The following is a 25,408-nucleotide window of genomic DNA, read 5'->3' on the forward strand; positions in this document are numbered from 1 at the left end:
TAGCCCCATGACTCAACAAGCGCACATCACAGTATTACTTCACGAAGCGGTCGACGGTTTGGACATCAAACCCGACGGCATCTACATCGACGGTACCTTTGGCCGTGGCGGCCACAGTCGCGAGGTTTTGTCACGCTTGGGCGACAAGGGCCGGCTGATTGCGATTGATCGCGACCCTCGAGCGATAGAAGCCGCAAAAGCCTTTGCCGACGACCCTAGATTTCAAATTGTTCACGGTGGCTTTGGCCAGTTGGCGCGCTATATCGATGAGCTGGAACTAACCGGTCAAATCGATGGCGTACTGCTGGACTTGGGCGTGTCCTCGCCACAGTTGGATGACGCCGAGCGCGGCTTTAGCTTTATGAACGACGGTCCGTTGGACATGCGCATGGACGACAGTCAGGGCGAGACTGCGGCCGATTGGCTTAATCGCGCCGAAGCGGAAGATATTGCCTGGGTATTAAAGACCTATGGCGAGGAGCGTTTTGCCAAGAAAATTGCGCGCGCCATTGTACAGGACCGCGTCGAAGAACCCTTTACTCGTACCAAACAGTTGGCGGACTTGATTGGTCGCTTAATTCGCTCCAAAGAGCGCAACAAGCATCCAGCCACGCGAAGCTTTCAAGGCATACGCATCTACATCAACAGCGAGCTGGAACAAATTGATCAGGCCCTAGAAGGGGCCTTACGGGTTCTAAAGCCTGGTGGGCGCTTATCAGTGATTAGCTTTCACTCCCTTGAAGATCGCATGGTGAAACGCTTTATTCGCCGCCACTCGCAAGGGGATCCAATTCCCGATGGCTTGCCGGTGACCGAAGATCAGATTAACCGCAGCAAACGCCTGCGTCCCGAGGGCAAAGCGATTAAGCCAAGCGAAGCTGAAGTGGCTGCCAATACTCGTGCGCGCAGCTCGGTGTTGCGCGTGGCGACCCGTTTAGAAGGTGAAGTGTAATGGCCGCCGCCCGCGAAGGCATAAAGCTTTGGCGTGTGATTGGTGCCGATTTGTGGCAGCACAAATGGGTGTTGCTGTTGGCAAGCCTTGTGGTGGGCAATGCATTGGTAGTGGTTTACACCAGCCATGCTAACCGCAATCTCACCAGCGAGTGGGACAGATTATTAAAACAGCGCGACCATTTGGATATTCAATGGCGCCATTTGTTGTTAGAAGAGCAAACCCAGGCGGAACACAGCCGCGTCAGTCGGGTTGCCGATAAACAGCTGGGCATGGTTCGCCCAGCACCCAAGGATGAAAAGGTGGTGCGACTGCCATGAGCCGGCAAGCACGTAGCAAGCTAAAACCGCAAGTGATCCCCTGGCGCCTGTATACGGTGGCCGGTTGTATCGCCATGCTGTTTTTTGGGCTCACGGTGCGCGCGGCATACTTGCAAGTGATCGAGCCTGAGATGCTGCGCAAGCAAAGCGACATGCGCTCGCTACGTACCACCTCACAACAGGTTCAACGTGGCCTGATTACCGATCGCAACGGCGAAATGCTCGCGGTGAGCGTGCCAGTACAGGCGGTGTGGGCCGACCCCAAAGTGGTGTTTGAGCGCAACGGTTTTGAAGACATGCGTCGTTGGCAGGCGCTGGCTGACGTGCTCAACCAGCCACTCGACCCTCTACTCAAGCGTGTGCAGCGGGATCCCAAAAAGCGCTTTGTGTATTTGCGCCGCCAGGTGACCCCTGCGGTAGCTGAGTACGTTCGCCAGCTCAAAATTCGCGGTATCTATTTAAAACCCGAGTCCCGTCGTTACTACCCAACCGGTGAGATCGCCAGCCAACTAGTGGGTATCACCAATATCGATGACAAGGGCATCGAAGGCATTGAAAAGGCCTACAACGACTGGCTTACCGGCTCACCGCAAAAGCAACGGGTGCGCAAAGACAGAAACGGTCACGTGGTGGAGCGCTTGTCTGTGGTGCAGCAAGGCGAACACCCCAATGATCTTGTCTTGAGTGTGGACCAACGGATTCAGTCGCTGGCATACAGCGAGCTCAAGCGCGCCACCGAGTCGACCCAAGCGACCTCGGGTTCGGTGGTGGTGCTAGATATTAAGACTGGCGAAGTGCTGGCGATGGTGAACACCCCGTCGTTTAACCCTAACTCCACCAGTCAGCGTCAAAGCTATCGAATGCGCAATCGCGCGATCACCGACACCTATGAGCCGGGCTCTACCATTAAGCCGTTCGTGGTGGTGGCAGGCCTAGAAGCGGGCGTTATCAAAAAAGACGAAATCGTATCGACATCGCCAGGCTACATGCGCTTGGGTGGGTCTTTGGTGCGCGACTCGCAAAACTACGGCGATATGAACCTGGCTAAAATGCTGGTGAAATCCAGTAACGTGGGTATCTCCAAAGTGGCCTTGGCAATGCCGGTACAACAGCTGCTGGGCACCTACTACTCAATGGGACTGGGCAATTACTCTGGTATCCATCTTGCGGGAGAGTCCTCTGGGGTGATTCACGAGCGTAACCGTTGGTCTGAGCACGAACGGGCTACGCTAAGCTTTGGTTATGGCTTTAGTGTGACCGCACTGCAAATGGCGCAACTGTACGCCACTTTGGCCAACGATGGATTGAAGATGCCGGTGAGTATTCTGAAACTGCCCGAAGTTGATGGCCAGATTCAGCTGCCCGCAGGTGAGCAAGTGATTGCCCCTGATGTGGCGCGCACGGTACGCAGCATGTTGGTTGGCGTGACCGAGCCAGGCGGCACGGCGCGCAAGGCTCACATTGAAGGTTATCCGGTAGCGGGTAAAACCGGCACCAGCCGTAAAGCGGTGGCCGGTGGCTATGGCGATGATTACGTGGCCTCTTTCGTTGGTGTGGCACCGGCCAACCAACCTGAGTTGGCTATCGCGGTAGTGATTAACGAGCCGAAAGGCGATCAGTATTACGGTGGTGACGCGGCAGCGCCCGTGTTCGCCAAGGTGATGTCAGGGGCGTTGCAGATGCGCAACGTCGAACCGGTCACCAATAGAGAAAAACGATTGCAGCTAGCAGGGCTGCAGGAGCGAGCCCGATGATGTATATCCGGGATTTATTGGCCCCTTGGTTTCACTACTCAGGCCCTGAGCAGTTTGCTCATCTGAGGTTGGATTCTCGTGAAATTCAGCAAGGGGATTTATTTGTGGCCATTCCTGGCCACGCCCTAGACGGACGTCGATTTATCGCCAAAGCCATTGAGGCTGGTGCCAGTGCTGTCTTGTGTCATAGCGACGATGCGAAACAACACGGGCAAGTAGAAAATCTCGGCGCTCCCGTGATTTATTTTTCTGAGTTATCTGGACAGCTAGCGGCACTTGCGCGTCAGGCATACCCATTTAATGATAAGCAGACCTTGTTGGCAGGCGTCACTGGTACTAATGGTAAAACCTCGGTCAGTCAGCTAATGGCCCAATTGGTAAGCTTGGCCGGTGAACCAGCTGCGGTACTGGGCACTATTGGCAATGGCCTATGGGGTTCGCTGAGCGATAGTATCAATACCACCTCGGATGCGCTCACTACCGCGCGACAGCTGCACGATTGTCAAAATCACAATGCCAAATTGGTAGCCATGGAAGTCTCGTCTCACGGCTTGGTACAAGGACGCGTTGCGACCTTACCCTTTAGCGTGGCGGTATTTACCAATTTGAGTCGTGACCATCTGGACTATCACGGCGACATGCAAAACTATGCCTTGGCGAAACGTCGCTTGTTTGAATTTCGCCGCCTCAAGCATCGTTTGTTTAACTTAGACGACAGCACAGGGCAGAGCTGGCATCAGGAATTTGGCGAGCAGGCCAGCGGCTACAGTGTGGCTGGTCACCAGAACGCCGATTACTTTGTATCTCAGGTGAACTACCACGATGCAGGTGTTAGTGCGACCTTACACAGCCCATCGGGTGAGTTTGAAATCAATTCGCCCCTGCTAGGACCCTTTAACTTATCCAATTTGCTAGCGGCCTTGGGCGCTCTCGATTTGTTGGGATTCGATCTAACCCAGCTGACTCAGGTGTGCACCCACTTGCAACCGATCGCCGGTCGCATGGAAGCCTATCACGCCCCAGGCAAGGCCACCTTAGTGGTGGATTATGCCCACACTTCGGATGCATTAGAGCAAGCTTTATCGGCCCTTCGCCCACACACCAAAGGCAAACTTTGGTGCGTGTTTGGTTGCGGCGGTGATAGAGACAAAGGCAAACGCCCATTGATGGCGCAAGCCGCTGAAGCCCACGCTGATCAGCTAGTGCTAACCCAGGACAACCCTCGCAGCGAGTCGGTGGCAGAGATCATTCGCCAAATGCGCGAAGGACTGACGAATCCGCAAGCCGCAATCGAAGTACAGGACCGTCGCCAAGCCATTGCTGAGGCATTGGCGCAGGCCGATACGGATGATGTGATTTTGGTGGCCGGCAAAGGCCATGAGACCTATCACGAAGTCATGGGTAAAAAACTGCCCTATGACGAGCGCGCTTATGTGGCTTCGCTGCTGAATGATAACGACAAAGGAGACCAATAATGTTTCCTTTGAGCCTGCAATCTATCGCCACTGCCTGTAATGGCAAGTTAGTTGGCGCTGACCGACAAATTGATTCGGTAACTACCAATAGCAACCAGGTGACTCGCGGTGGCCTGTTCGTAGCCTTGATCGGAGAGCGATTCGATGCCCACGAATTTGCCGAACAAGCTTACGAGCAGGGCGCTGCCGCGCTTTTGGTGAGCCGCCAACTGCCCATAGACTGCCCTCAGGTCATTGTCACAGACACCCAAATTGGCCTAGGCAAGATAGGCGAGCTGGTACGTGATATGGCTGAGATTCAGGCCCTAGCGATTACCGGCAGTAGCGGCAAAACCACAGTCAAAGAAATGCTGGCCTCGATTTTGAGCCAAGCAGGCAATGTGCTGGCCACCAAAGGCAATTTCAACAACGAGATTGGTGTGCCGCTGACCTTGTTGCGCTTAGACGAGAGCTACGATTTTGGTGTATTCGAACTCGGTGCGAATCACATTGGTGAGATTGCCTATACTTCGGCGTTGGCTAAACCCAAGGTGGCTTTGGTCAACAACGTCGGCGATGCCCACCTAGAAGGGTTTGGCTCGCGCGACGGTATCGCTCAAGCCAAATCAGAAATTTATGGCGCGTTGGCCAGTGACGGTGTGGCGGTAATCAACCAAGACGACGATTACGCCGATTATATGTTGCAGGCCAACCTCAATCGTCAAATAGTGACCTTTTCGGTCTACGATGATAGTGCCGATTTGCATGCCACCGAGGTGAAGCTCGACGAGCTAGGGTGTGCCAGCTTTGTGTTGAATTATCAAGGTCAGACTCAGGCCATCCAAGTGAATCTGCCGGGTGAACATCAAGTAGCCAATGGATTGGCCGCCGCAGCCATGGCTCTTCAAGTGGGTTTATCTCTGTCTCAAGTGGCCAGTGGCCTATCGCAATTGGCTGGGGTCCCTGGTCGCATGCAACTCAATCAGCGCAGCGATGTCTGTATTGTGGATGACAGTTACAACGCCAATCCGGCTTCAGTCAAAGCCGCTATCGATTGGCTGGCGAAAAACTGCGCAAGCACCAGCTTAGTACTGGGCGATTGCGCCGAATTAGGCGACAATGCTCCCCTTTTGCACCGCGAAATGGGCGAATACGCTAAAACTCGGCAAGTTGACCGAGTGTTTAGCCTAGGCAGCCTAAGTGCGCATGCTTCGGCTGCGGCAGATGGTCAACACTTCGACGACATTCAAGAGTTGCAGTCACAACTATTGGACATGTTACGCCAGCGCCAAGGGCCGCAGGTGATTGTAGTGAAGGGATCGCGCAGTGCGCGCATGGAACGCGTGGTGCAGTACTTGCTGACAGCTTTTGATGAAGGAGAGTGGCAGTAATGCTGGTCTATTTAGCCGAATACCTGACCCAGTTTTATTCGGGTTTTAACGTGTTCTCGTACATTTCGTTTCGAGCCATTTTGGGGTTGTTGACGGCACTGGTTTTTTGTTTGTGGACAGGTCCTGCCCTGATCCGCCGTTTGCAGAGCATGCAAATTGGCCAAATGGTTCGCGACGAGGGTCCAGAGAGCCACTTTAGTAAGCGCGGTACTCCAACCATGGGTGGTGTGCTGATCCTCGCGGGCATTTTCGTGTCAGTGCTGCTTTGGGGTGACCTGTCTAACCGTTACGTTTGGGCGGTGTTATTCGTACTGGGTAGCTTTGGTGCGATTGGTTTTATCGATGACTACCGCAAAGTGGTGCGCAAAAACACCGATGGGTTGGTGGCTCGTTGGAAGTACTTTTGGCAATCGGCTGCGGCGTTGGTGTTCGCAGTGGGCTTGTATGCAACCGCCTCTGTGGATGGTGAGACACAGCTGATTGTGCCTTTCTTCAAAGACATCATGCCGCAATTGGGACTGGTGTTTATTGCACTGGCTTACTTTACCGTGGTGGGCTCGAGCAACGCGGTGAACTTGACCGATGGCTTAGATGGCCTGGCAATCATGCCCACTGTTATGGTCGCGGCTGCGTTTGCGATTATTGCCTACGCCTCGGGTCACGTGCAGTTCGCCAATTACCTCAATATTCCTTACCTGCCGCTATCGGCAGAGCTTGTGATTGTCTGTACCGCCATGATGGGTGCGGGTTTGGGCTTTTTGTGGTTTAACACCTATCCAGCCCAGGTGTTTATGGGCGATGTGGGTTCACTGGCATTGGGTGCGGCTTTGGGCGCAATTGCGGTACTAACGCGACAAGAAATTTTATTAGTGATCATGGGCGGTGTGTTCGTTATCGAAACTCTGTCGGTGATCTTGCAGGTGGGCTCGTACAAGTTGCGCGGCGGTAAGCGGATTTTCCGTATGGCGCCGATTCACCACCACTATGAGTTGAAAGGTTGGCCAGAGCCGCGAGTGATCGTGCGCTTTTGGATTATTTCTCTGTTCTTGGTCTTGCTTGGCTTAGCCACGCTCAAACTCAGGTAGGGAGACGATGACGCAAAGAGTATCGCATTGGGTAGTCGGTTTGGGCACCACAGGTCTGTCTGTGGTGAAGCACTTGTGCGCCCGAGGTTTGACCCCTGCTGTGTGTGATACTCGCCTAACGCCCCCAGGTGCAAAAGCGCTGGCTCGAGATTTCCCCAAGGTGCCACTGATTTGTGGCGACTTGCCACAGCAGCAATTATCCCAGGCGCGTCAAATTATTCTGTCACCAGGCTTGGCGCTGAGCACGCCTGCCATTGCTGCTGCAAAAAACGCTGGCGTTGAAGTGATTGGCGACATTGAGCTGTTTGCGCGCGCGCGTAAGCCATCCAGCCAGTTGATTGGGATCACCGGCTCCAACGGTAAGTCCACCGTCACCAGCCTAGTGGGCGAGATGCTGGCTAGCGCTGGGGTTAAAGTGGCAGTGGGTGGCAACATTGGCACACCGGCACTGGACTTGTTGGAGCAAGACGCTGATATATACGTGCTTGAATTATCCAGCTTCCAGCTCGAGACCTGTCACAGCCTGAATTGTACCGTGGCGACGATTCTAAACGTTTCTGAAGACCATCTTGACCGCTACCCAGATTACGCCGCTTATTTGGCGGCCAAGCGCCGTTTGTATCAGCAAACCCAATCGATAGTGGCCAACTTTGACGACCCGCAAACCTGGGCGAATGATGCAAGCTCGCAGGTCAGTTTTGGTTTGTCGGCGAGTGCCGATTGGAATTGCGTTGATGGTCAGTTGCGCCGCGGCGTACAAGTGTTTGCTCGCAGTGAGTCACTGACCATGCTGGGCCGTCACAATCAAGCCAATGCGCTAGCCGCGATGGCGCTAATCGAAGCTTGCGGACTTGAATTGAAGCCCAGTCTGGCAGCGATGCAATCTTATCCGGGGCTAGAACACAGATGTCAGACTGTGGCCACGGTCAACGGCGTGCGCTATGTCAACGATTCCAAGGCCACCAATGTGGGCGCCACTTTGGCGGCTCTCGAAGGTTTGGCTGATATCGACGGTGATTTGTATCTGATTCTCGGTGGCGACTCTAAGCAAGCGGATCTCAGTGAGCTTGCACCGGCGCTATCGAACACCAAAGCTGTGTACGCCTTTGGCAAAGACGGCGACAAACTGGCAACGCTCAGTGAGCGAGCCAAGGTCGTCGCTAATCTAGACCAAGCGGTATCGCTTTGCGCAGCGTCCGCCAAAGATGGCGACATAGTGCTGCTATCGCCGGCCTGTGCCAGTTTGGATATGTATCCTAACTTCATGGCGCGCGGTGAGCACTTCTGCCAATTAGTAGGAGGGCTCAATGGCTAGTCAAGAACAGCAGTTAGCCCTATTTGGCAAAGTCAGTGACGCTGCACCCTGGCGTTGGCTAAGTCGTCCGAAAGCACCAACCATGGTGATGTACGACCGCAGTTTGCTGGCGATCATTCTCGGACTGATGGCGGTTGGTTTTGTGATGGTGGCATCAGCCTCTATGCCAGAGGCCACCTCGCTGACCGGTAATCCCAACCACTTTATTCTACGCCATTTGTTTTACTTGGCCGGCTGTGTGGTGATTGGCCTTATCATGCTGCAAGTCAGTGTGGAGCAGTGGCAAAAGTACTCGGGCTATGGCTTCTTGTTAGTTGGCAGCATGCTGGTGGCCGTGTTGTTTGTCGGTAAAACGGTGAATGGTTCGACCCGCTGGCTCTCCTTGGGCCCGATTAACATTCAAGTGGCCGAGCTGGCCAAATTGGCGTTCTGCGCTTACATGGCCAGTTATTTGGTGCGCCGTCACCAAGAAATTCGCGGCGCGGCTTGGGGCTTTTTGAAGCCGATTATTCTGCTTGGACTGTTCTCATTCTTGCTGCTGTTACAGCCGGACTTGGGTTCAAGCGTGGTGTTATTCGTTATCGTGATTGGCCTGTTGTTTTTAGCCGGTGCGCGCATGATCGAGTTTTGCGGTCTGTTGACCATGGGCGTGGTGCTAATCATCACACTGGCGGTGACCTCGACCTACCGCTGGAAGCGAGTGACCTCGTTTCTAGACCCTTGGGAGAACCCTTTTGGCGAAGGGTATCAGCTGACTCAATCGTTAATGGCCTTTGGCCGTGGTGATTGGTTGGGGCAAGGCTTGGGCAATAGCATTCAAAAGCTGGAATACTTACCCGAAGCCCACACGGATTTCATCTTTGCTGTGATTGGCGAAGAGCTAGGCTTTATCGGAGTTATCGCAATTTTAGTGCTGCTGTTTAGCTTGGTGTTTAAAGCGCTCAAGCTGGGCAGCCAGTGCTTGGCCAACGACCAGGCGTTTGGCGGCTACTTGGCCTATGGCATTGGCATCTGGTTTTGCTTTCAGACTGGGGTCAATGTGGGCGCAAGCATCGGCATGTTGCCCACCAAAGGGCTCACACTGCCCTTTATCAGTTACGGCGGCAGTAGCCTGTGGGTAATGACCGCGGCAGCGGCTGCCCTGATACGAATAGATTTTGAATTACGACGGTCGCAAATTCAGGCGACCCAGGGGAAACGATGAGTCAGGCGAAACGACTATTGGTGATGGCAGGCGGAACCGGGGGACACGTGTTCCCAGCCCTTGCCGTGGCGCAGCATCTGCGCAGCCAGGGTTGGCAGGTTCGCTGGCTGGGTACCCCAGATCGCATGGAAGCGCGCTTAGTACCTCAGTACGGGTTTGATATCGATTACATCGATATTCAAGGGGTGCGCGGCAATGGTTTGGTTCGCAAGCTCGCCGCGCCTTTTAAAATTATCAAGGCCATGCTGCAGGCACGCCGCGTGATAAAGAGCTTCAAGCCTGACGTGGTCATGGGCATGGGCGGTTTTGCCAGTGGCCCTGGTGGTGTGGCAGCCAAGTGGTGCGGAGTGCCTTTGGTGCTGCACGAACAAAACGCACTGCCAGGACTGACCAACAAGTTGTTGAGTCGAATTGCTGACAAGGTGCTTTGTGCCTTTAACGGCGCTTTCGATCAAGTGGACGCGCAAGTGGTGGGTAACCCCGTGCGTCCAGAGCTGGTTGAGCTGGGCGAGCAAAGCCGCTTGGTGGAACTGCCACTTAAATTGTTGGTAGTCGGTGGCAGCTTGGGTGCGAGAGTGTTTAACCAAGAGGTACCAGGTGCTGTCGCAGCGCTAACGGCGCAAGGCATTGGTCTGACGGTTTGGCATCAAGTGGGCAAGGGTAACTCAGCAGATGTTGAGCAGGCCTACCGCGAAAAAGGCTGTGCTGAATTAGCGCAGGTGGCGGATTTTGTCGATGACATGCGCGCCGCCTACGATTGGGCCGATTTGGTCTTGTGCCGCAGTGGTGCGCTGACGGTTAGCGAGCTGGCCGCAGTGGGTAAGCCGAGTTTATTGGTGCCATACCCGCACGCGGTGGATGACCATCAAACCAAGAATGCCATGGTGTTGGTGAATGCAGGCGCGGCCAAGCTGATAGCTCAGCCGGACCTCAGCCAGCAAGCCTTGGTGGATAAGATTACGAAAATGCACGCCTCACCTGATGCATTGACGCAAATGGGGCGAGCAGCACGAAGTGTGGCACATCTAGACGCAACCACGGTGGTTGCTGGAGTGTGCCAACAATTGGCGGATAGGGAACAATCATGAATCAAGCAAGTAGCTCATTAAGAGCCATGATCCCGGAAATGCGCCGGGTAAAACAAATACATTTTGTCGGCATCGGTGGTGCCGGTATGGGTGGTATCGCCGAAGTACTGGCCAACGAAGGCTATCGCATCAGTGGCAGTGATATTGCCACCAATGCTGTGACCGAGCGCTTACAAGCGCTGGGTGCGCGTATTGAGATAGGCCATAAGGCCGAGTCTGTGGCTGGCGTTGATGTGGTAGTAGTTTCGACGGCGATTGACCAGAGTAACCCTGAATTACAAGCGGCGCGAGATGCGCGTATTCCGATTGTTCGCCGCGCTGAAATGCTGGCAGAACTCATGCGCTATCGCCATGGTGTTGCGGTGGCCGGTACTCACGGAAAAACCACCACGACCAGTTTGATTGCCTCTGTCTATGGCGAGGCACAGCGTGACCCGACCTTTGTGATTGGTGGTCTTCTAAATAGCGCCGGTACCAATGCTCGCTTGGGCAGTAGCCGCACTTTGATTGCCGAAGCGGATGAGTCGGATGCCAGCTTTCTGCACCTGCAACCTATGGTAGCGGTGGTGACCAATATCGAAGCCGACCACATGGACACTTATGGCGGTGATTTTGAGCAGCTCAAAAGCACCTTTATCGAGTTTCTGCACAATCTGCCTTTCTACGGGGTAGCTGTGTTGTGTATCGACTGCCCAGTGGTGCGCGAGATTTTGCCAAAGGTCGGACGTAAATACGTGACCTATGGCTTTAGCGAAGACGCCGATGTGCAAGGGCTGAACTTCACCCAAAACGGTCACGCCAGCCAGTTTACCGTGCGTCGACAAGGCCAACCTGACTTACAAGTCGAGCTCAATTTGCCGGGCAAGCACAATGTGCAAAATGCGTTGGCGGCAATTGCTGTTGCCAGCGAAGATGACATTGAAGATCCAGCCATTATGCGCGCGCTGCAAAGCTTTGAAGGCATTGGCCGTCGCTTCCAGCACCTGGGCGAGTTTGACACCGGTCAAGGCGAGGTGATGCTGGTGGACGATTACGGACACCACCCAAGCGAGGTGGCCGCCACCATTAAAGCGGCGCGTCAGGGCTGGCCAGAGCGCCGTTTGGTGATGGCTTATCAGCCGCACCGTTATACCCGTACTCGCGATTTGTACGACGACTTTGTCGACGTGCTAAGCGAAGTGGATGCACTGTTATTGCTCGAGGTGTACGCCGCGGGTGAAACCCCAATTCAAGGGGCGGATAGCCGCAGCCTGTGCCGTTCAATTCGCCAGCGCGGTCAATTGGAGCCGATTTATGTGGCCGGGCCGGAGCAATTGCCGAGTATTTTGGCCAACGTGCTCAAAGATGGCGATCTGGTAATGACCCAGGGTGCGGGCAATATCGGCCAGCTAGCCAAGACGCTAGCGGCTACTGAGTTAAAGATTTCAGCCTTGAAAGGTGAAAGCGAATGATAGATGTCAGCACATTGGGCAAAGTGGTTGTGCTGTATGGCGGTGATTCCGCCGAGCGAGAAGTATCGCTCAATTCTGGCGCGGCTGTGCTGTCAGCATTGCAAGGCGCTGGCGTGGACGCTATTGGCTTTGACCCAGCCAAAGCGCCTATTACCGATTTGCTGGCGATGAAAGTTGAGCGCGCCTTTATCGCTTTGCACGGTCGCGGTGGGGAAGATGGCACCATGCAAGGTGCTCTAGAGGTTTTGGGCATTAAGTACACCGGCAGTCGAGTATTGGGCTCGGCGCTGGCGATGGACAAGGTGCGCTGTAAGCAGATTTGGCATGACCTAGGTTTATCCACTGCACCTTATCGAGTAGTGGATAGCGCCGACTACGGTGACGTGGATTGCGCTCAGGTGCTCGCTGAGCTTGGCGGTGTGGCTATGGTGAAGCCTGCCTGCGAGGGCTCAAGTGTTGGCATGGCCAAGGTGACCAATGCCGATGAGCTCGATAAAGCACTAGCGCTGGCGTTTAAGTACGACCAGCAGGTATTGGTAGAGCAGTGGATCACAGGTGCTGAGTACACGGTGGCAATTTTGGACCAGCAGCCCTTGCCATCGATTCGCATGCAAACGCCGAATACTTTTTATGACTATCAGGCCAAGTATCAGAGCAATACTACTCAGTACTTCTGCCCAAGCGGCTTAAACGCCGAAGAAGAGTCCGAGATTGCTAAGTTGGCGCTTAGCGCTTATCAAGCGGCATCGGTATCCGGCTGGGGTCGAGTGGACATTATGCGCGATAGCAATGGCCGCTTTTACTTGCTCGAGGTAAACACCTCGCCAGGTATGACAGAAAAGAGTTTGGTGCCTATGGCCGCCAAGCAAGCAGGTATGAGTTTCGCTGAATTGTCGGTGAAGATTTTGGCGGGGGCGCACTAGCGGCGGTCATGGCGACGAAGGCCAAAGAAGGCAAAGGAAAGGGCAAAGGGCAGCCCAAAGCATCGACCAAAAAGCCAAGCGCGAAAGCGTCAACGCCAATTCGCTGGAGCTTGTGGTTAGGGCTTGGCTTCTTGTTGAGCGTGATTGTGTTTCTCAGCGGTGGCGCTTGGAAATTGGCGATAGTGTTGCAAGATGCCGATGCGCTTCCGATTGAAGCGGTGGGCTTAAAAGGGGAACGAAGGTTCACTCAGGACCAAGAGGTTCGTGAGGCACTGCAGGATTTGATGCTTTCGAGCTTCTTCACAGCAGATGTGGATCAAGTTCGGCAAACTCTGACCGAGCTGCCCTGGGTGTACCGTGCTACAGTGCGACGAGAGTGGCCGCGTCAGCTCAAAGTCCACCTGATTGAGCAGCATCCGGTGGCGCGCTGGCAGGGCGAACCGCCGCGCTGGTTAAATGACAAAGGTGAGGTGTTTGTCGCACCAGAGGTAGAGGGGGTGCAGCACTTGCCTCAACTGGCAGGGCCTGACAAGGTCAGCGAACAAGTACTAGAGGCGTATCAGCAAGTCAGCGAGCTGCTGCGTCAGAACGGATTTGAAGCGGTTGAGATGACGTTAAGCGATCGTCAATCTTGGCAGCTGACCCTAGCGCGCGGTATTGAGTTGCGGCTAGGGCGAAAAGAGAAAATGGAGCGGGTACAGCGCTTTATCAATGTGTACCCGATATTGGAAAATGAGCCTGACGCCATAGGCTACGTGGATTTGCGCTATGACACGGGGTTGGCGGTGGGCTGGCAAAATTAAAACGCAGAGAGTCGTTAACAAATGACCAAGACCATGGAAAGAAATTTGATTGTGGGATTAGACATTGGTACTTCGGTGACCAATGTAATCATCGGCGAGGTGCTGCCCGACGGTGAGATCAGCGTAGTGGGTGTGGGTAGCCACCCGTCGCGCGGCATGGACAAGGGCGGGGTGAATGACCTCGACTCAGTGATGCGCTCAATTCAGCGCGCCATGGATCAGGCCGAACTCATGGCTGACTGCCAAGTGTCCTCGGTTTACTTGAGCATTTCGGGCAAGCACATCGCTTGTCAAAACGAGAACGGCATGGTGTCCATCAACGACGAAGAAGTGACTCAGGAAGACGTCGACAATGTGATTCACACCGCCAAATCGGTGAAGATCCCCAATGAGCGTCGAATTTTGCACGTGATGCCATCGGAATTCACCATTGATGTGCAAGACGGTATTCGCAGCCCGATTGGTATGTCGGGGATGCGTATGGAAGCCAAGGTGCACATGGTGACCTGCGCCAATGACATGGCCAAGAACATTACCAAGAGTGTTGAGCGCTGCAATCTGCACGTAGATGACTTGGTGTTCTCAGCAATTGCATCGGCTGATGCTGTGCTGACTGATGATGAAAAAGATTTGGGCGTGTGTCTGGTGGACATGGGCGGTGGTACCACCGACATTGCCATCTACACCCATGGCGCATTGCGTCACAGCGCGGTGCTGCCGATCGCCGGTAATCAGGTGACCAACGACATCGCCAAGATTTTCAAAACGCCACTCTCGCACGCAGAGCAGATTAAGGTGCAGTACGCCTCGGCGCGTTCCAACTTGGTCAGCCAGGAAGAGAATATTGAAGTGCCGTCGGTGGGAGGGCGTCCATCGCGCTCTATGTCGCGCCATACATTGGCGGAAGTGGTAGAGCCAAGATATCAAGAGTTGTTCGAATTAGTGCAGGATGAACTGCGCAAAAGCGGTCTAGAAGACCAGGTAGTGGCAGGTATTGTCCTTACCGGCGGTACTGCCCAAATTGAAGGTGTGGTAGATGTGGCTGAAGCCTGTTTTGGGGTTCAAGTTCGCGTCGCTAAGCCGTTGGAAGTGAAAGGTTTGTCCGAATACGTGGAACAACCGGGTTTTTCCACCGCGGTGGGGCTGCTAAGATATGGCGCCCGCGAAATGATGGACAAGCGCACTGACAACAAAGAAACCAATCCAGTGTCCGGCACTTGGACAAAGATCCAGCGCTGGTTCAAAGGGGAATTTTAGGGGGCTGCAGCGCGGCCAACTGGAATAAAAAAGCAGGCAATAAAAACGGAGAATAGAACCATGTTTGACATCATGGATAGTCACGCGGATGACGCGGTAATTAAGGTCGTCGGGGTAGGCGGCGGTGGCGGTAACGCCGTAGAACACATGGTGAGCCAGACCATTGAAGGGGTCGAGTTCATCGTAACTAACACAGATGCGCAAGCGCTGCGCAAGTCGAACGCCAATTCCAGCATTCAAATTGGTAAAGACGTCACCAAGGGTTTGGGCGCAGGTGCCAACCCGGAAATTGGTCGTCTGTCGGCTGAAGAAGACAAAGACGCCATTCGTCAGGCCTTAAAAGGTGCTGACATGGTATTCATCGCTGCCGGTATGGGCGGTGGTACGGGAACCGGTGCAGCCCCTGTAGTAGCTGAAGTGGCCCGTGAAGAAGGTATTTTGACTGTTGCTGTGGTCACTAAGCCGTTCCCGTTTGAAGGTAAGAAGCGCATGGCGTTTGCGGACCAAGGCATTGAGATGCTGGCACAGAACGTTGACTCGTTAATCACCATTCCAAACGAGAAGCTATTAAAAGTATTGGGTCGTGGCACCTCGCTACTTGACGCGTTTGCTGCTGCCAACAACGTGCTGTTAGGTGCGGTTCAAGGCATCGCTGAGTTGATTACTCGCCCAGGTTTGATCAATGTCGACTTTGCCGACGTAAAGACCGTGATGTCAGAAATGGGTAACGCCATGATGGGCACGGGTGTGGCTCGCGGTGAAGATCGCGCAGAAGAAGCGGCCGAAGCGGCGGTGGCCAGCCCACTGCTTGAAGACATCGACTTGGCCGGTGCGCGCGGCGTACTGGTTAACATTACTGCCGGTATGGATGTCAGCATCGATGAGTTTGAAACCGTGGGTAACCACGTCAAAGCGTACGCTTCTGACAATGCGACCGTGGTTGTTGGTGCTGTGATTGACCCTGAGATGAGCGAAGAGTTGCGCGTGACTGTGGTAGCGACCGGTATTGGCGCTGATAAGAAGCCCGATATCACGCTAGTGCAGCCAACGGCCAAGCCGCAACCGGCTCCAGTACAGCGCCCAGAGCCTGTGCAAGTCGAAGCGCCAGTGGTTGAAACTGCGACTTTTGAAGTGGGTAACGCTCAAGCTCAGCCTGAGACCAATGCGGGTGCGCAAAAAGACCCAGGCTATTTGGACATCCCGGCGTTCTTGCGTAAACAAGCGGACTAATTTGTCCGTTTTTGTGGGCTGCGTCTTAGTCGCTTTTTTGCGATGGTGCTAGCTTGTGTTAAGATATCCGACCAGCAGTTGATACAAAACTGATAAAAGCTAAGGTAAGAGGATGATTTTTCAAAGAACTGTTCAAAAAAAGGTGCAAGTAACCGGAGTGGGATTACACTCGGGTAACAAAGTGCAGCTGTCTATCAGCCCTGCGCCTGTGAATAGTGGCATTTCTTTGGTTCGCACAGACCTTACTCCAAATGTCAGTATTCCTGCCAAAGCCGAACTGGTGCGTGAAACCACCATGTGCACCACCTTAGTCAACGATGAAGGTGTAAAAATTGCGACCGTTGAGCATTTGTTCTCAGCGCTAGCCGGCTTGGGTATCGATAACGCAGTTATCGAAGTGGACGCGCCAGAGATTCCAATTATGGATGGCAGTGCGAGTCCGTTTGTGTTCTTGTTGCAAAGCGCGGGTATCCACGAGCAACAAGCACCTAAGAAGTACCTTCGCATCAAGAAGACGGTTCGCGTCGAAGATGGTGACAAGTGGGCAGAATTCCGCCCATACAAAGGTTTTAAAATCGATTTCGCTATCGATTTTAACCACCCAGAAATCGCTCGCTCTCAACAACACATGGTAATGGACTTCTCCGCCGGTGCCTTTGTGAAAGAGATTAGCCGAGCCCGTACCTTCGGTTTCATGCGTGACATCGAATACTTGCGTGCCAACAACCTAGCCTTAGGCGGCAGCATGGAAAATGCGGTAGTGCTGGATGAGTACAAGGTTCTGAATCCCAACGGCCTGCGTTGCGATAACGAGTTTGTGAAGCACAAGATTCTGGATGCCTTTGGCGATTTGTACTTGGCGGGACACGCGGTGTTAACCGAGTTTGTTGCCTACAAGTCAGGCCACGATCTCAACAACCAGCTGGTTCGCGCCCTATTGGCCGATGCAGAAGCTTGGGAGTTGGTGAGCTTTGATGCGGAAGACAAGGTGCCAGTGAACTACGGTGTTCCTGCACTAGCGTAAGCGCGAAAAATACGATTAACGGCTGGCCTTGAGTGCCAGCCGTTTTAGTTTCTCGCCCAAGCTACCACCAATGCTCTCAGCAGCTTCACAAATGGTGGTTGCGGCGGTCTGCGAGATGCGGTTGCTATGAGTCGGTTCTTTTTTGGTGATCTGCGCCATCTGTGGGTTGACTTTGACTTCAATAGCCGCCAGCATTGGCAAAGATTGCGTCCGTAACCAATCGGTTAATGCGGGCTTAACAAAATTCAAGCGAGTGTGCCAACTGGCACTCTCCACGGCGACCACCAAAACGCCATCGCGCAGGTTCATGACCTGCAGGTGTTGCGACAAGGGGTTGCCAACAAAGTGCTTAACTTGCTTATCCAAGGTGCTGATATGCTCTGCATGATGCAGTAGCTGATGGAGACGGTTGTTGCCTTTAGCAACGTTCTCCAGACCTTTGGGCTTAAGCTTTTTCACGGTAGGTTAATCACTGGCTAATTGAGACAGGTATGAGTGTAACAGTATTTATTCAGCGACGAAAAGGCGTGCTGCGCTGGCAACCGGGTAAAGCCTGGCTGCTGCTGCCGGTGGCGCTTATCGCTGCAACTGCTTACCTGTCAATTCACCAAAGCGAGACTCAAGCGGAGCAATTGCTCGCAGAGGAGCGCGAATCCCACCAAACCGATTTATCCCTCGAAGAAGTTGCCGAACTGAAAAAGGCCACCAAAGCCCAACTGCAAATGCTGGCTACCAAAGTAGCGAGTATTCAGGCGCGCTTGGCGCGAATGGAGGCCCTAGGCGAACAAGTGGCGGAAAAAGCGCGCTTGGCCGATCAGTTTGATTTCAGTGGTGAAGTGGGCGTGGGCGGTGAAGAGTTATCGGAGCAACCGATTGAACTCCAAGAATTAATGCTGCAAATGGACCAATTGATGGGTCGTTTGCAGAAAAACGATGATGAGTTGGCACTGCTTGGTGTAGTGACCCACAATCATCACGTTGATGAACAGAGATACATTACCGGCAGACCAATCAAAAAAGGTTGGATGTCATCTCCTTACGGCATTCGCAACGACCCATTTTCTGGGCGCAAAGCAATGCATAAGGGGATGGATTTTGCTGGTAGCGAAGGGGAAGCGGTGATCGCCACTGGCGCGGGCGTCGTTACCTGGGCAGAGACCTTGTTTGGCTATGGTGAAATGGTCGAAATCGACCATGGCAACGGCTTAAAAACCCGATATGGCCACAACAAAGAAATCCTCGTTAAGGTGGGTGACGTGGTAGCCAAGGGGCAAGAAATTGCGCTAATGGGTAGCACTGGCCGCTCCACCGGTCCTCATGTTCATTACGAAGTGTTGCGTTCGGGAAAACAAGTTGACCCGAACAATTACGTATATCGCAAACCGCGAGTATAATGACGCTTTCGGGCGATAAGCCTCGGGCCCTGCCCGAATTTTCACACAACTAAAGTGAACTCAGATGTTTGGTAATCTACTAACGAAAATTTTTGGTAGTCGTAACGACCGTACCCTTAAACGCCTGCGTAAAACCGTGGCCAAAATTAACGCATTGGAAGCGGAATACGAAGCGTTTTCCGATGAGGAGCTAAAGGCTAAGACCGACCAGTTCAAGCAGCGCTTGCAAGATGGCGAGTCGATGGAGCAAGTTCTGCCTGAAGCCTTTGCCACGGTTCGTGAAGCTTCTAAACGCGTATTCGAGATGCGTCACTTCGACGTACAGATGATCGGCGGCATGGTGCTACACGACAATCAAATTGCTGAGATGCGTACTGGTGAAGGTAAAACTCTTACCGCCACCTTGCCCGCCTATTTGCACGGCTTGACCGGCAAAGGGGTTCACGTGATTACCGTCAACGACTATCTAGCCCGTCGTGACGCCGAGTGGAACCGTCCGTTATTTGAATTCCTAGGTCTAACCGTTGGTATCAACTTATCTGGTATGACCCCAGAGCAAAAGCGCGAAGCTTACGGCTCGGACATCACCTATGGTACCAACAACGAATTTGGTTTTGATTACCTGCGCGACAACATGGCTTTCTCGCCGCAAGACCGAGTTCAGCGCCCGCTGTATTACGCGCTAGTGGATGAGGTTGACTCGATTCTCATCGACGAAGCTCGTACTCCGCTAATTATCTCTGGTGCGGCAGAAGACAGCTCAGAGAACTATGTACAGATGAACAAGCTGATTCCGCACCTAGTTCAACAAGACAAAGAAGACACCGAAGAAGAAATCGGCGATGGCGATTACGTTGTCGATGAGAAAGCCAAGTCAGTGAACCTGACCGAGCGCGGCCAAGAGAAAGTCGAACTTCTGATGGTTGAGCGCGGCTTGCTTAAAGAAGGCGACTCGCTTTACTCGGCCACTAACATCTCTTTGCTGCACCACGTGAATGCCGCCTTGCGCGCTCACAAGCTGTTCGAAAAAGACGTGGACTACATTGTCGCCGATGGCGAAGTGGTTATCGTTGATGAGCACACCGGCCGTACTATGCCGGGCCGTCGTTGGTCTGAAGGCTTGCACCAAGCAGTAGAGGCCAAAGAAGGGGTTAAGATCCAGAACGAGAACCAAACTCTGGCATCCATTACCTTCCAGAACTACTTCCGTATTTACGAGCGCCTTGCAGGTATGACAGGTACTGCAGATACCGAAGCGTTCGAATTCCAGCACATTTACGGTTTGGATACTGTGGTTATCCCAACTAACAAGCCAATGATCCGCGACGACCGCGCTGACTTGGTTTACCTGACAGCGGAAGAGAAGTACGACGCCATTATCGAAGACATCAAGGACTGCCAAGAGCGCGGTCAACCGGCTTTGGTAGGTACTGTGTCTATCGAGATGTCGGAATTACTGTCTCGTTTGCTTAAGAAAGCCAAGATTAAGCACAACGTACTGAATGCTAAGTTCCACGAAAAAGAAGCGGACATTGTTGCCGAAGCGGGTCGTCCAGGTGCGGTAACCATTGCCACCAACATGGCCGGTCGTGGTACCGACATCATGTTGGGCGGTAACTGGATGATCGAGCAAGCTAAGCTAGATAACCCAAGCGAAGAACAGCTAGCGAAAATCAAAGACGACTGGCAAGTGATTCACGACCAAGTGCTAGAAGCCGGTGGTTTGCACATCATTGGTACCGAGCGTCACGAATCTCGTCGTATCGATAACCAGCTACGTGGCCGTTCGGGTCGTCAGGGTGATGCTGGTTCGAGCCGTTTCTATTTGTCGATGGAAGACAGTCTGATGCGCATCTTTGCTTCAGATCGCGTGTCGGCCATGATGAAAAAGCTGGGTATGGAGAAGGGCGAAGCCATCGAGCATCCTTGGGTATCTCGTGCCATTGAAAACGCTCAGCGCAAAGTAGAAGCGCGCAACTTCGACATTCGTAAGCAGCTACTTGAATTTGATGACGTGGCCAACGATCAGCGTAAAGTGGTTTACGGACAACGTAACGATCTGATGGATGCCGAAAGCATCGAAGATACCATCGAAGGCATTAGCGTTGATGTTATCGACAGTGTGATATCTGAGTACATTCCGCCTCAGTCTCTAGAAGAACTGTGGGACGTGGAAGGTCTGGAAACTCGCTTGAAGCAAGACTTCCTGTTGGAGCTGCCAGTGCAGAAGTGGCTGGACGACGAAGACGACCTGCACGAAGAGACTCTGCGTGTTCGTATCTATGATGCATGGGCTGCGGCTTACAAAGCCAAAGAAGAGCAGGTCGGTACGCCGGTGCTGCGTCAGTTCGAAAAAGCCATCATGCTGCAAACTCTGGATACGCTTTGGAAAGATCACTTAGCGGCCATGGACCACTTGCGTCAGGGCATTCACTTGCGTGGCTATGCGCAGAAGAATCCTAAGCAAGAGTACAAGCGCGAGTCGTTTGAACTGTTCCAGGCCATGCTGGAATCGCTGAAAACCGAGGTTATCTCAATTCTGTCGAAGGTTCGCGTACAAGCTGAATCTGAAGTGGAAGCCATGGAGCGTCAGCGCCGCGAGCAAGAAGAAGCTTTGGCCGCTGCTCGTCAGTTCAACCACGAGCAAGCGGAGAACCTGACCGCAGACAAGCCTGAGACTGCCGGTGGCACCTTCATTCGCGAAGACGCCAAAGTGGGTCGCAACGAGCCTTGTCCTTGTGGTTCAGGCAAGAAATACAAGCAGTGTCACGGTAAGTTGACCTAAACCGAGTCATTGAGAAAAAGCGCACTTAGGTGCGCTTTTTTGTGGAAAAAATTTATAAGGTGGGAAGCCTGTGAAACGAATTGAAGTCGCAGTGGCGGTAATAGTTAATCAACACGGCCAAGTGCTAATCGCCAAGCGCCCTGAACATCTGCACCAAGGTGGCAAGTGGGAATACCCAGGTGGAAAAATAGAAACTGGCGAGAGCGTTCATCAAGCCATGGTGCGAGAGATTCGCGAAGAGTTGGCGCTTGAGTTGGGCGAGTCGGAAGAGCTTATTACCTTAGACTACGAATACTCGGATAAGCACGTGCGACTGTGTGTGCGCTGGACGGAGCACTTCGAGGGTGAAGCGCGCGGTATGGAAGGGCAAGAAGTGCGCTGGGTGGATTGGCAGTCGCTTGAAGACTACCGCTTTCCCGATGCCAATCTGCCCATTTTGACGGCTATCGAAGCTCGATTGGGCGCTTAGTCCTTTTGCGCTTGAATAAGCTGTTCTACTTGTTTTTCTAACTCTTCAAGTTTGGCACGAGTTTTCGCCAATACCTTTTGCTGCACGTCAAATTCTTCGCGTGAAACTAGGTCTAGCTTGAGAAGCTGTTGCTGCAATATCTGCTTGCTGCGCTCTTCAAATTCTCCGGCGGCTTGCTTTAGCCCTGGTGGCAGCGCTTCGCTGAGTTGCTTGGCGACCTGTTCGAGTTTTTGCGGGTCGATCATAACCATTCCTTGAATATAGGTTTGGCGCCAGTGTAGCAAACGGCCCTGAGCTGTACCAAAAAAAAGGGCTGTACCAAAAAAAGGGCTGTACCAAAAAAGTCCTTACCAAAAATGGGCTGAACAAAAAAACCGCTCGTTCGAGCGGCTTTTGCTTAGGTGTAACGATTATTCGGCTTGTGCTAGCGCCGGCTTGGACTCGTCAAACTCTTCGAGTGGTTTGTGGTCGGTGGCCAGGTAGGTATAAATTACCGGCAACACGAACAAGGTGAACAGGGTGCCAATTGCCAAACCCGATACAATCACCAAGCCTATGTTAAAGCGCGCCGCAGCACCTGCACCTACTGCAAACAGCAGTGGGATCAAGCCGGCAATCATGGCAGCTGTGGTCATCAGAATTGGGCGCAAGCGAATTTCTGCGGCCTTCATAATGGCACTGGTTTTATCCCTGCCAAAATTCACCTGTTCTTCTTTGGCCACTTCGCACATCAAAATACCGTGCTTGGTGATAAGCCCCACCAGAGTGATCAAACCAATCTGGCTGTAGATATTCAGCGAGCTCCAACCAAAGATATGGGTCCAGCCCAAGGCAATTAATGCCCCGCTAATGGCTAGCGGTACCGATACCAAAATCACGAGAGGGTCGCGAATACTCTCAAACTGACTGGCGAGCACCAAGAAGATGATGGCTAGTGCCAGCAAGAAAGTGACATACAAAGCCGAGCCTTCGGTAACGTACTGGCGAGCTTCGCCCAAGAAGTCATAGCTATAGCCCACTGGCAACTGGTTTTGGCCGATATCCTGCATGTAAGCAATCGCGTCACCAATGGCCACGCCTGGAGTGTTTACCGCGCTGACGGTCATAGAGTTCATTTGGTTAAAGTGAGGCAGGGCACGTGGCTCGGCTTTCATTTCGACCTCAACTAAGCTCGATAAAGGAATCGAGCGACCATCCGCAGCTTTGACATAGTAGCTCTTCAAAGCTTCTGGACCGGCTCTAAAGCGACGTTCCACCTGCGGGATGACTTCGTATGAGCGACCGTCCATGTTAATGCGGTTCACATACCCATCGCTCATCATGGTGGATAGGGTCATGCCTATGTCTTGCATGGTCACCCCATAGGCGCCGGCCATGTCGCGCTTGATGTGCAGTTTCATGGTGGCCGAGTCGAACTTAAGGTCCACCATGGAGTAGATAAACAACGGGCTCTGCTGCACTTGCTCTAACACGCTCATGCCAATCTGGAACAGACTGTCAAAGCTGTTGGAGGTGGTAATCACAAACTGAATCGGCAGACCACTGGAAGCCCCAGGTAGCTCTGGCATTTGGAAAGTGGTCAATGACAACTCGGGAACGTCTTTTACCACTCCGCCAAAGTACTTCTGCATGTCTGCTTGCGAGCGATCACGTTGACTCCAAGGCACCAAGGGCGCAATACCGAAGGCTTGGTTAGAGTTCGGCACACCAACAAAGGCAATCGATGAGGCGGTTTCTGGCTCTTGTTGCAAGCGCGCTGTGACGTCGGTCATCGATGCTTGAATGTAATCCAGGTTGGCGGTCGACGGAGCGGTACCCATCATCATCAGCACCGACTTATCTTCATTCGGCGCCAATTCACTTGGGATGAAGCGGAACATAAGCGGTAGACTTGCCATAACAATCAAAGCGAACACTATGATGGCTGGTTTACGCTTCATGACCGCGCCCAGCATGCGTGCGTAGCGGCTGGTCATGCCGTGCAAAAAGCGCTCAACGCCTTGCTCGAATCGACTCGGCGTTGCGTTGGATTTAAGCAACTGCGAGCACATCATTGGCGATAGGGTTAGTGCCACAATGCCCGAGACAAACACCGCACCGGCCAAAGTGAGCGCAAATTCCTTAAACAGCGAGCCGGTAACCCCACCCATTAGCGCAATCGGTGCGTACACCGCGGCAAGGGTAATGGTCATTGAAATAACCGGTACTGCGATTTCACGGGTGCCTAGGATTGCTGCTCTGAATGGGCTCTCGCCCGCCTTCAGGTGACGGTCAACATTTTCCACCACCACAATCGCGTCATCTACCACCAGACCAATTGCCAGAACCATGGCTAACAAAGTCATCAGGTTGAGACTGAAACCAAACATCTGCATGAAAATCGCCACCCCAATCAAAGACAGAGGAATGGTGACAATCGGAATAAGTACAGCGCGGAATGAGCCCAAGAATAGGGTGATCACCACGATGACGATCAGTGCCGCCTCGGCAATGGTTTTAATCACCTCGTTGATGGATTCTTCAATGGCTAACGACGAATCGTAAAGGGTGCGCATCTTGATGCTTGGAGGTAGGTTGCGGTCGAGCTCCGGCATCAACTCGCGCACATCGGCGGCCACATTTAGTGGGTTAGCGGTCGGCGTGACATCGATACCCACAATTACCGCTTCTTGACCTTCAGCCAGGGCGCGGTATGTATCGTGACTTTTCTCAAGGCTGATACTGGCAATATCGCCAAGACGAACCACCATGCCGTTGTTGTTACCAACCACTAGTCGTTCTAACTCTTCTACCGTGGCGACTTGCGTATCCGCGGTGCCATTGTAGAGGCCAAAAAAGCTGTTGGCCTGTCCGGCTGCCGACTGGAAGTTGTTGGCTTGCAGGACTTGGTTGACCTCAGTGGCACTCATGCCAAAGGCACCCATTCGCGCCGGGTCAAGCCAGATACGCATGGCGTATTTGATACCGCCGTAAAGGTTTACCTTTGCCACCCCGTTCACCGTGAATAGCTGAGGGCGAACCACTCGCTCTAGATAGTCGGTGATTTGGCTCGAGTTAATACTGTCAGAGGAGAATGCAATGTACAGCACCGAAGTTTGAGAGCCAGTGGACATCTCTACTGTCGGGTCTTGTGCTTCGTTAGGCAGTTGTGAGCGAACCGAGTTCACTTTTGCCAACACTTCTGCCAGCGCGCCATTGGGGTCGGTATTGAGCTTCATATTGACCGTGATGGTGGAGCGTCCAAGGAAACTCTGAGAGGTCATGAAGTCGATGTTGTCCGCTTGCGCAATGGCTTGCTCAAGCGGCTGAGTAATAAAGCCCTGAATCAGATTGGCATCGGCACCGTAATAAGAGGTGTTCACTGTTACCACTGTTGTGGTCATTTCCGGGTACTGGCGCACTTGCATGTCGTTAAGCGCGTTGATACCCAATAACAGCAGCAGCAAGCTGATTGAGGCCGCCAATACTGGCCGGCGAATGAATATGTCTGTGAATCGCATCATTGGCCC

21 protein-coding genes are annotated in these 25,408 nt (G+C 53.2%); 18 read left to right on the plus strand and 3 right to left on the minus strand.

Translation table 11 applies throughout. The features are described from left to right. Positions 1-7: 7 nt before the first annotated feature. The 15 genes from rsmH (at position 8) to lpxC (ending at position 17,251) form a co-directional block, all read left to right on the plus strand. The gene (gene rsmH, locus CLC93_RS03955; protein WP_095504653.1) at positions 8-952 is read left to right on the plus strand and encodes a 16S rRNA (cytosine(1402)-N(4))-methyltransferase RsmH; all 945 of its coding nucleotides are present in this window, start codon (positions 8-10) and stop codon (positions 950-952) included. Continuing rightward, on the plus strand, positions 952-1,272 hold the full coding sequence (gene ftsL, locus CLC93_RS03960; protein ID WP_095504654.1) for a cell division protein FtsL: 321 nt from the start codon (positions 952-954) through the stop codon (positions 1,270-1,272). The genes rsmH and ftsL overlap by 1 nt, the downstream gene beginning before the upstream one ends. Beyond that, positions 1,269-3,026, plus strand: coding sequence for a peptidoglycan D,D-transpeptidase FtsI family protein (locus CLC93_RS03965; RefSeq protein ID WP_095504655.1), 1,758 nt, complete (start codon positions 1,269-1,271; stop codon positions 3,024-3,026). Before ftsL ends, CLC93_RS03965 begins: the two co-directional genes overlap by 4 nt. Beyond that, positions 3,023-4,501, plus strand: coding sequence for a UDP-N-acetylmuramoyl-L-alanyl-D-glutamate--2,6-diaminopimelate ligase (gene murE / locus CLC93_RS03970; RefSeq protein ID WP_095504656.1), 1,479 nt, complete (start codon positions 3,023-3,025; stop codon positions 4,499-4,501). The genes CLC93_RS03965 and murE overlap by 4 nt, the downstream gene beginning before the upstream one ends. Beyond that, positions 4,501-5,871, plus strand: coding sequence for a UDP-N-acetylmuramoyl-tripeptide--D-alanyl-D-alanine ligase (locus tag CLC93_RS03975; protein WP_095504657.1), 1,371 nt, complete (start codon positions 4,501-4,503; stop codon positions 5,869-5,871). The genes murE and CLC93_RS03975 overlap by 1 nt, the downstream gene beginning before the upstream one ends. Further along, complete coding sequence (mraY, locus tag CLC93_RS03980) at positions 5,871-6,956, plus strand: phospho-N-acetylmuramoyl-pentapeptide-transferase (protein WP_095504658.1); 1,086 nt, start codon at positions 5,871-5,873, stop codon at positions 6,954-6,956. The genes CLC93_RS03975 and mraY overlap by 1 nt, the downstream gene beginning before the upstream one ends. A 7-nt stretch (positions 6,957-6,963) precedes the next feature. Then, positions 6,964-8,271, plus strand: coding sequence for a UDP-N-acetylmuramoyl-L-alanine--D-glutamate ligase (murD, locus tag CLC93_RS03985; protein ID WP_095504659.1), 1,308 nt, complete (start codon positions 6,964-6,966; stop codon positions 8,269-8,271). After that, positions 8,264-9,475: a putative lipid II flippase FtsW gene (gene ftsW / locus CLC93_RS03990; protein WP_095504660.1), complete on the plus strand. Its 1,212-nt coding sequence runs from the start codon at positions 8,264-8,266 to the stop codon at positions 9,473-9,475. The genes murD and ftsW overlap by 8 nt, the downstream gene beginning before the upstream one ends. Next, entirely contained in the window at positions 9,472-10,563 is a 1,092-nt protein-coding gene (gene murG, locus CLC93_RS03995) for an undecaprenyldiphospho-muramoylpentapeptide beta-N-acetylglucosaminyltransferase (RefSeq protein ID WP_095504661.1), read from the plus strand. The genes ftsW and murG overlap by 4 nt, the downstream gene beginning before the upstream one ends. Continuing rightward, positions 10,560-12,014 (plus strand): UDP-N-acetylmuramate--L-alanine ligase, encoded by a 1,455-nt coding sequence (gene murC, locus CLC93_RS04000; RefSeq protein ID WP_095504662.1) that lies wholly within the window; start codon positions 10,560-10,562, stop codon positions 12,012-12,014. The genes murG and murC overlap by 4 nt, the downstream gene beginning before the upstream one ends. Next, positions 12,011-12,937 (plus strand): D-alanine--D-alanine ligase, encoded by a 927-nt coding sequence (locus CLC93_RS04005; protein ID WP_095504663.1) that lies wholly within the window; start codon positions 12,011-12,013, stop codon positions 12,935-12,937. The genes murC and CLC93_RS04005 overlap by 4 nt, the downstream gene beginning before the upstream one ends. 8 nt (positions 12,938-12,945) lie before the next feature. Beyond that, positions 12,946-13,740, plus strand: a complete 795-nt coding sequence (locus CLC93_RS04010; protein ID WP_095504664.1) for a cell division protein FtsQ/DivIB — start codon at positions 12,946-12,948, stop codon at positions 13,738-13,740. A 21-nt stretch (positions 13,741-13,761) separates the two neighbouring features. Next, positions 13,762-14,997: a cell division protein FtsA gene (ftsA, locus tag CLC93_RS04015; RefSeq protein ID WP_095504665.1), complete on the plus strand. Its 1,236-nt coding sequence runs from the start codon at positions 13,762-13,764 to the stop codon at positions 14,995-14,997. 60 nt (positions 14,998-15,057) lie between these two features. Further along, a complete protein-coding gene (gene ftsZ / locus CLC93_RS04020; RefSeq protein ID WP_095504666.1) occupies positions 15,058-16,227 on the plus strand; it encodes a cell division protein FtsZ in 1,170 nt (389 codons plus the stop codon). Between the two features lie 112 nt (positions 16,228-16,339). Next, positions 16,340-17,251 (plus strand): UDP-3-O-acyl-N-acetylglucosamine deacetylase, encoded by a 912-nt coding sequence (lpxC, locus tag CLC93_RS04025; RefSeq protein ID WP_095504667.1) that lies wholly within the window; start codon positions 16,340-16,342, stop codon positions 17,249-17,251. Between the two features lie 15 nt (positions 17,252-17,266). On the opposite strand, the gene CLC93_RS04030 is transcribed toward lpxC, so the two are convergent. After that, positions 17,267-17,710, minus strand: coding sequence for a DUF721 domain-containing protein (locus CLC93_RS04030; protein WP_095504668.1), 444 nt, complete (start codon positions 17,708-17,710; stop codon positions 17,267-17,269). Between the two features lie 32 nt (positions 17,711-17,742). Here CLC93_RS04030 and CLC93_RS04035 point away from each other — a divergent pair, with 32 nt between their 5' ends. The 3 genes from CLC93_RS04035 to mutT all read left to right on the plus strand — a co-directional run bounded on the left by CLC93_RS04035 (position 17,743) and on the right by mutT (position 21,899). Next, entirely contained in the window at positions 17,743-18,645 is a 903-nt protein-coding gene (locus tag CLC93_RS04035; protein WP_095504669.1) for a M23 family metallopeptidase, read from the plus strand. A 64-nt stretch (positions 18,646-18,709) separates the two neighbouring features. Further along, positions 18,710-21,430: a preprotein translocase subunit SecA gene (gene secA / locus CLC93_RS04040; RefSeq protein ID WP_095504670.1), complete on the plus strand. Its 2,721-nt coding sequence runs from the start codon at positions 18,710-18,712 to the stop codon at positions 21,428-21,430. Positions 21,431-21,500: 70 nt separating this feature from the next. Then, on the plus strand, positions 21,501-21,899 hold the full coding sequence (gene mutT, locus CLC93_RS04045) for an 8-oxo-dGTP diphosphatase MutT (RefSeq protein WP_095504671.1): 399 nt from the start codon (positions 21,501-21,503) through the stop codon (positions 21,897-21,899). Here mutT and ubiK read toward each other — a convergent pair. Both ubiK and CLC93_RS04055 read right to left on the minus strand, forming a co-directional pair. Continuing rightward, positions 21,896-22,144, minus strand: a complete 249-nt coding sequence (gene ubiK, locus CLC93_RS04050) for a ubiquinone biosynthesis accessory factor UbiK (RefSeq protein ID WP_095504672.1) — start codon at positions 22,142-22,144, stop codon at positions 21,896-21,898. The genes mutT and ubiK overlap by 4 nt on opposite strands. A 165-nt stretch (positions 22,145-22,309) precedes the next feature. Further along, positions 22,310-25,399 carry a multidrug efflux RND transporter permease subunit gene (locus CLC93_RS04055; protein WP_095504673.1) on the minus strand — a complete coding sequence of 1,030 codons (3,090 nt, stop codon included), beginning with the start codon at positions 25,397-25,399 and terminating at the stop codon, positions 22,310-22,312. Positions 25,400-25,408 lie beyond the last annotated feature (9 nt).

The organism is Paraferrimonas sedimenticola (assembly GCF_002282855.1).
GTDB classification, from domain to species: Bacteria; Pseudomonadota; Gammaproteobacteria; order Enterobacterales; family Shewanellaceae; genus Paraferrimonas; species Paraferrimonas sedimenticola.

Excerpts from the sequence above, each read along its gene's own strand:
- rsmH (WP_095504653.1), top strand. The coding sequence starts at position 8 with ATGACTCAACAAGCGCACATCACAGTATTACTTCACGAAGCGGTCGAC.
- lpxC (WP_095504667.1), top strand. The coding sequence starts at position 16,340 with ATGATTTTTCAAAGAACTGTTCAAAAAAAGGTGCAAGTAACCGGAGTG.
- CLC93_RS03965 (WP_095504655.1), top strand. The coding sequence starts at position 1,269 with ATGAGCCGGCAAGCACGTAGCAAGCTAAAACCGCAAGTGATCCCCTGG.
- murG (WP_095504661.1), top strand. The coding sequence starts at position 9,472 with ATGAGTCAGGCGAAACGACTATTGGTGATGGCAGGCGGAACCGGGGGA.
- ftsZ (WP_095504666.1), top strand. The coding sequence starts at position 15,058 with ATGTTTGACATCATGGATAGTCACGCGGATGACGCGGTAATTAAGGTC.
- CLC93_RS04035 (WP_095504669.1), top strand. The coding sequence starts at position 17,743 with ATGAGTGTAACAGTATTTATTCAGCGACGAAAAGGCGTGCTGCGCTGG.
- CLC93_RS04055 (WP_095504673.1), bottom strand. The coding sequence starts at position 25,399 with ATGCGATTCACAGACATATTCATTCGCCGGCCAGTATTGGCGGCCTCA.
- ubiK (WP_095504672.1), bottom strand. The coding sequence starts at position 22,144 with ATGATCGACCCGCAAAAACTCGAACAGGTCGCCAAGCAACTCAGCGAA.
- mraY (WP_095504658.1), top strand. The coding sequence starts at position 5,871 with ATGCTGGTCTATTTAGCCGAATACCTGACCCAGTTTTATTCGGGTTTT.
- secA (WP_095504670.1), top strand. The coding sequence starts at position 18,710 with ATGTTTGGTAATCTACTAACGAAAATTTTTGGTAGTCGTAACGACCGT.
- CLC93_RS04010 (WP_095504664.1), top strand. The coding sequence starts at position 12,946 with ATGGCGACGAAGGCCAAAGAAGGCAAAGGAAAGGGCAAAGGGCAGCCC.
- ftsL (WP_095504654.1), top strand. The coding sequence starts at position 952 with ATGGCCGCCGCCCGCGAAGGCATAAAGCTTTGGCGTGTGATTGGTGCC.
- murD (WP_095504659.1), top strand. The coding sequence starts at position 6,964 with ATGACGCAAAGAGTATCGCATTGGGTAGTCGGTTTGGGCACCACAGGT.
- murE (WP_095504656.1), top strand. The coding sequence starts at position 3,023 with ATGATGTATATCCGGGATTTATTGGCCCCTTGGTTTCACTACTCAGGC.
- CLC93_RS03975 (WP_095504657.1), top strand. The coding sequence starts at position 4,501 with ATGTTTCCTTTGAGCCTGCAATCTATCGCCACTGCCTGTAATGGCAAG.
- ftsA (WP_095504665.1), top strand. The coding sequence starts at position 13,762 with ATGACCAAGACCATGGAAAGAAATTTGATTGTGGGATTAGACATTGGT.
- ftsW (WP_095504660.1), top strand. The coding sequence starts at position 8,264 with ATGGCTAGTCAAGAACAGCAGTTAGCCCTATTTGGCAAAGTCAGTGAC.
- murC (WP_095504662.1), top strand. The coding sequence starts at position 10,560 with ATGAATCAAGCAAGTAGCTCATTAAGAGCCATGATCCCGGAAATGCGC.
- CLC93_RS04005 (WP_095504663.1), top strand. The coding sequence starts at position 12,011 with ATGATAGATGTCAGCACATTGGGCAAAGTGGTTGTGCTGTATGGCGGT.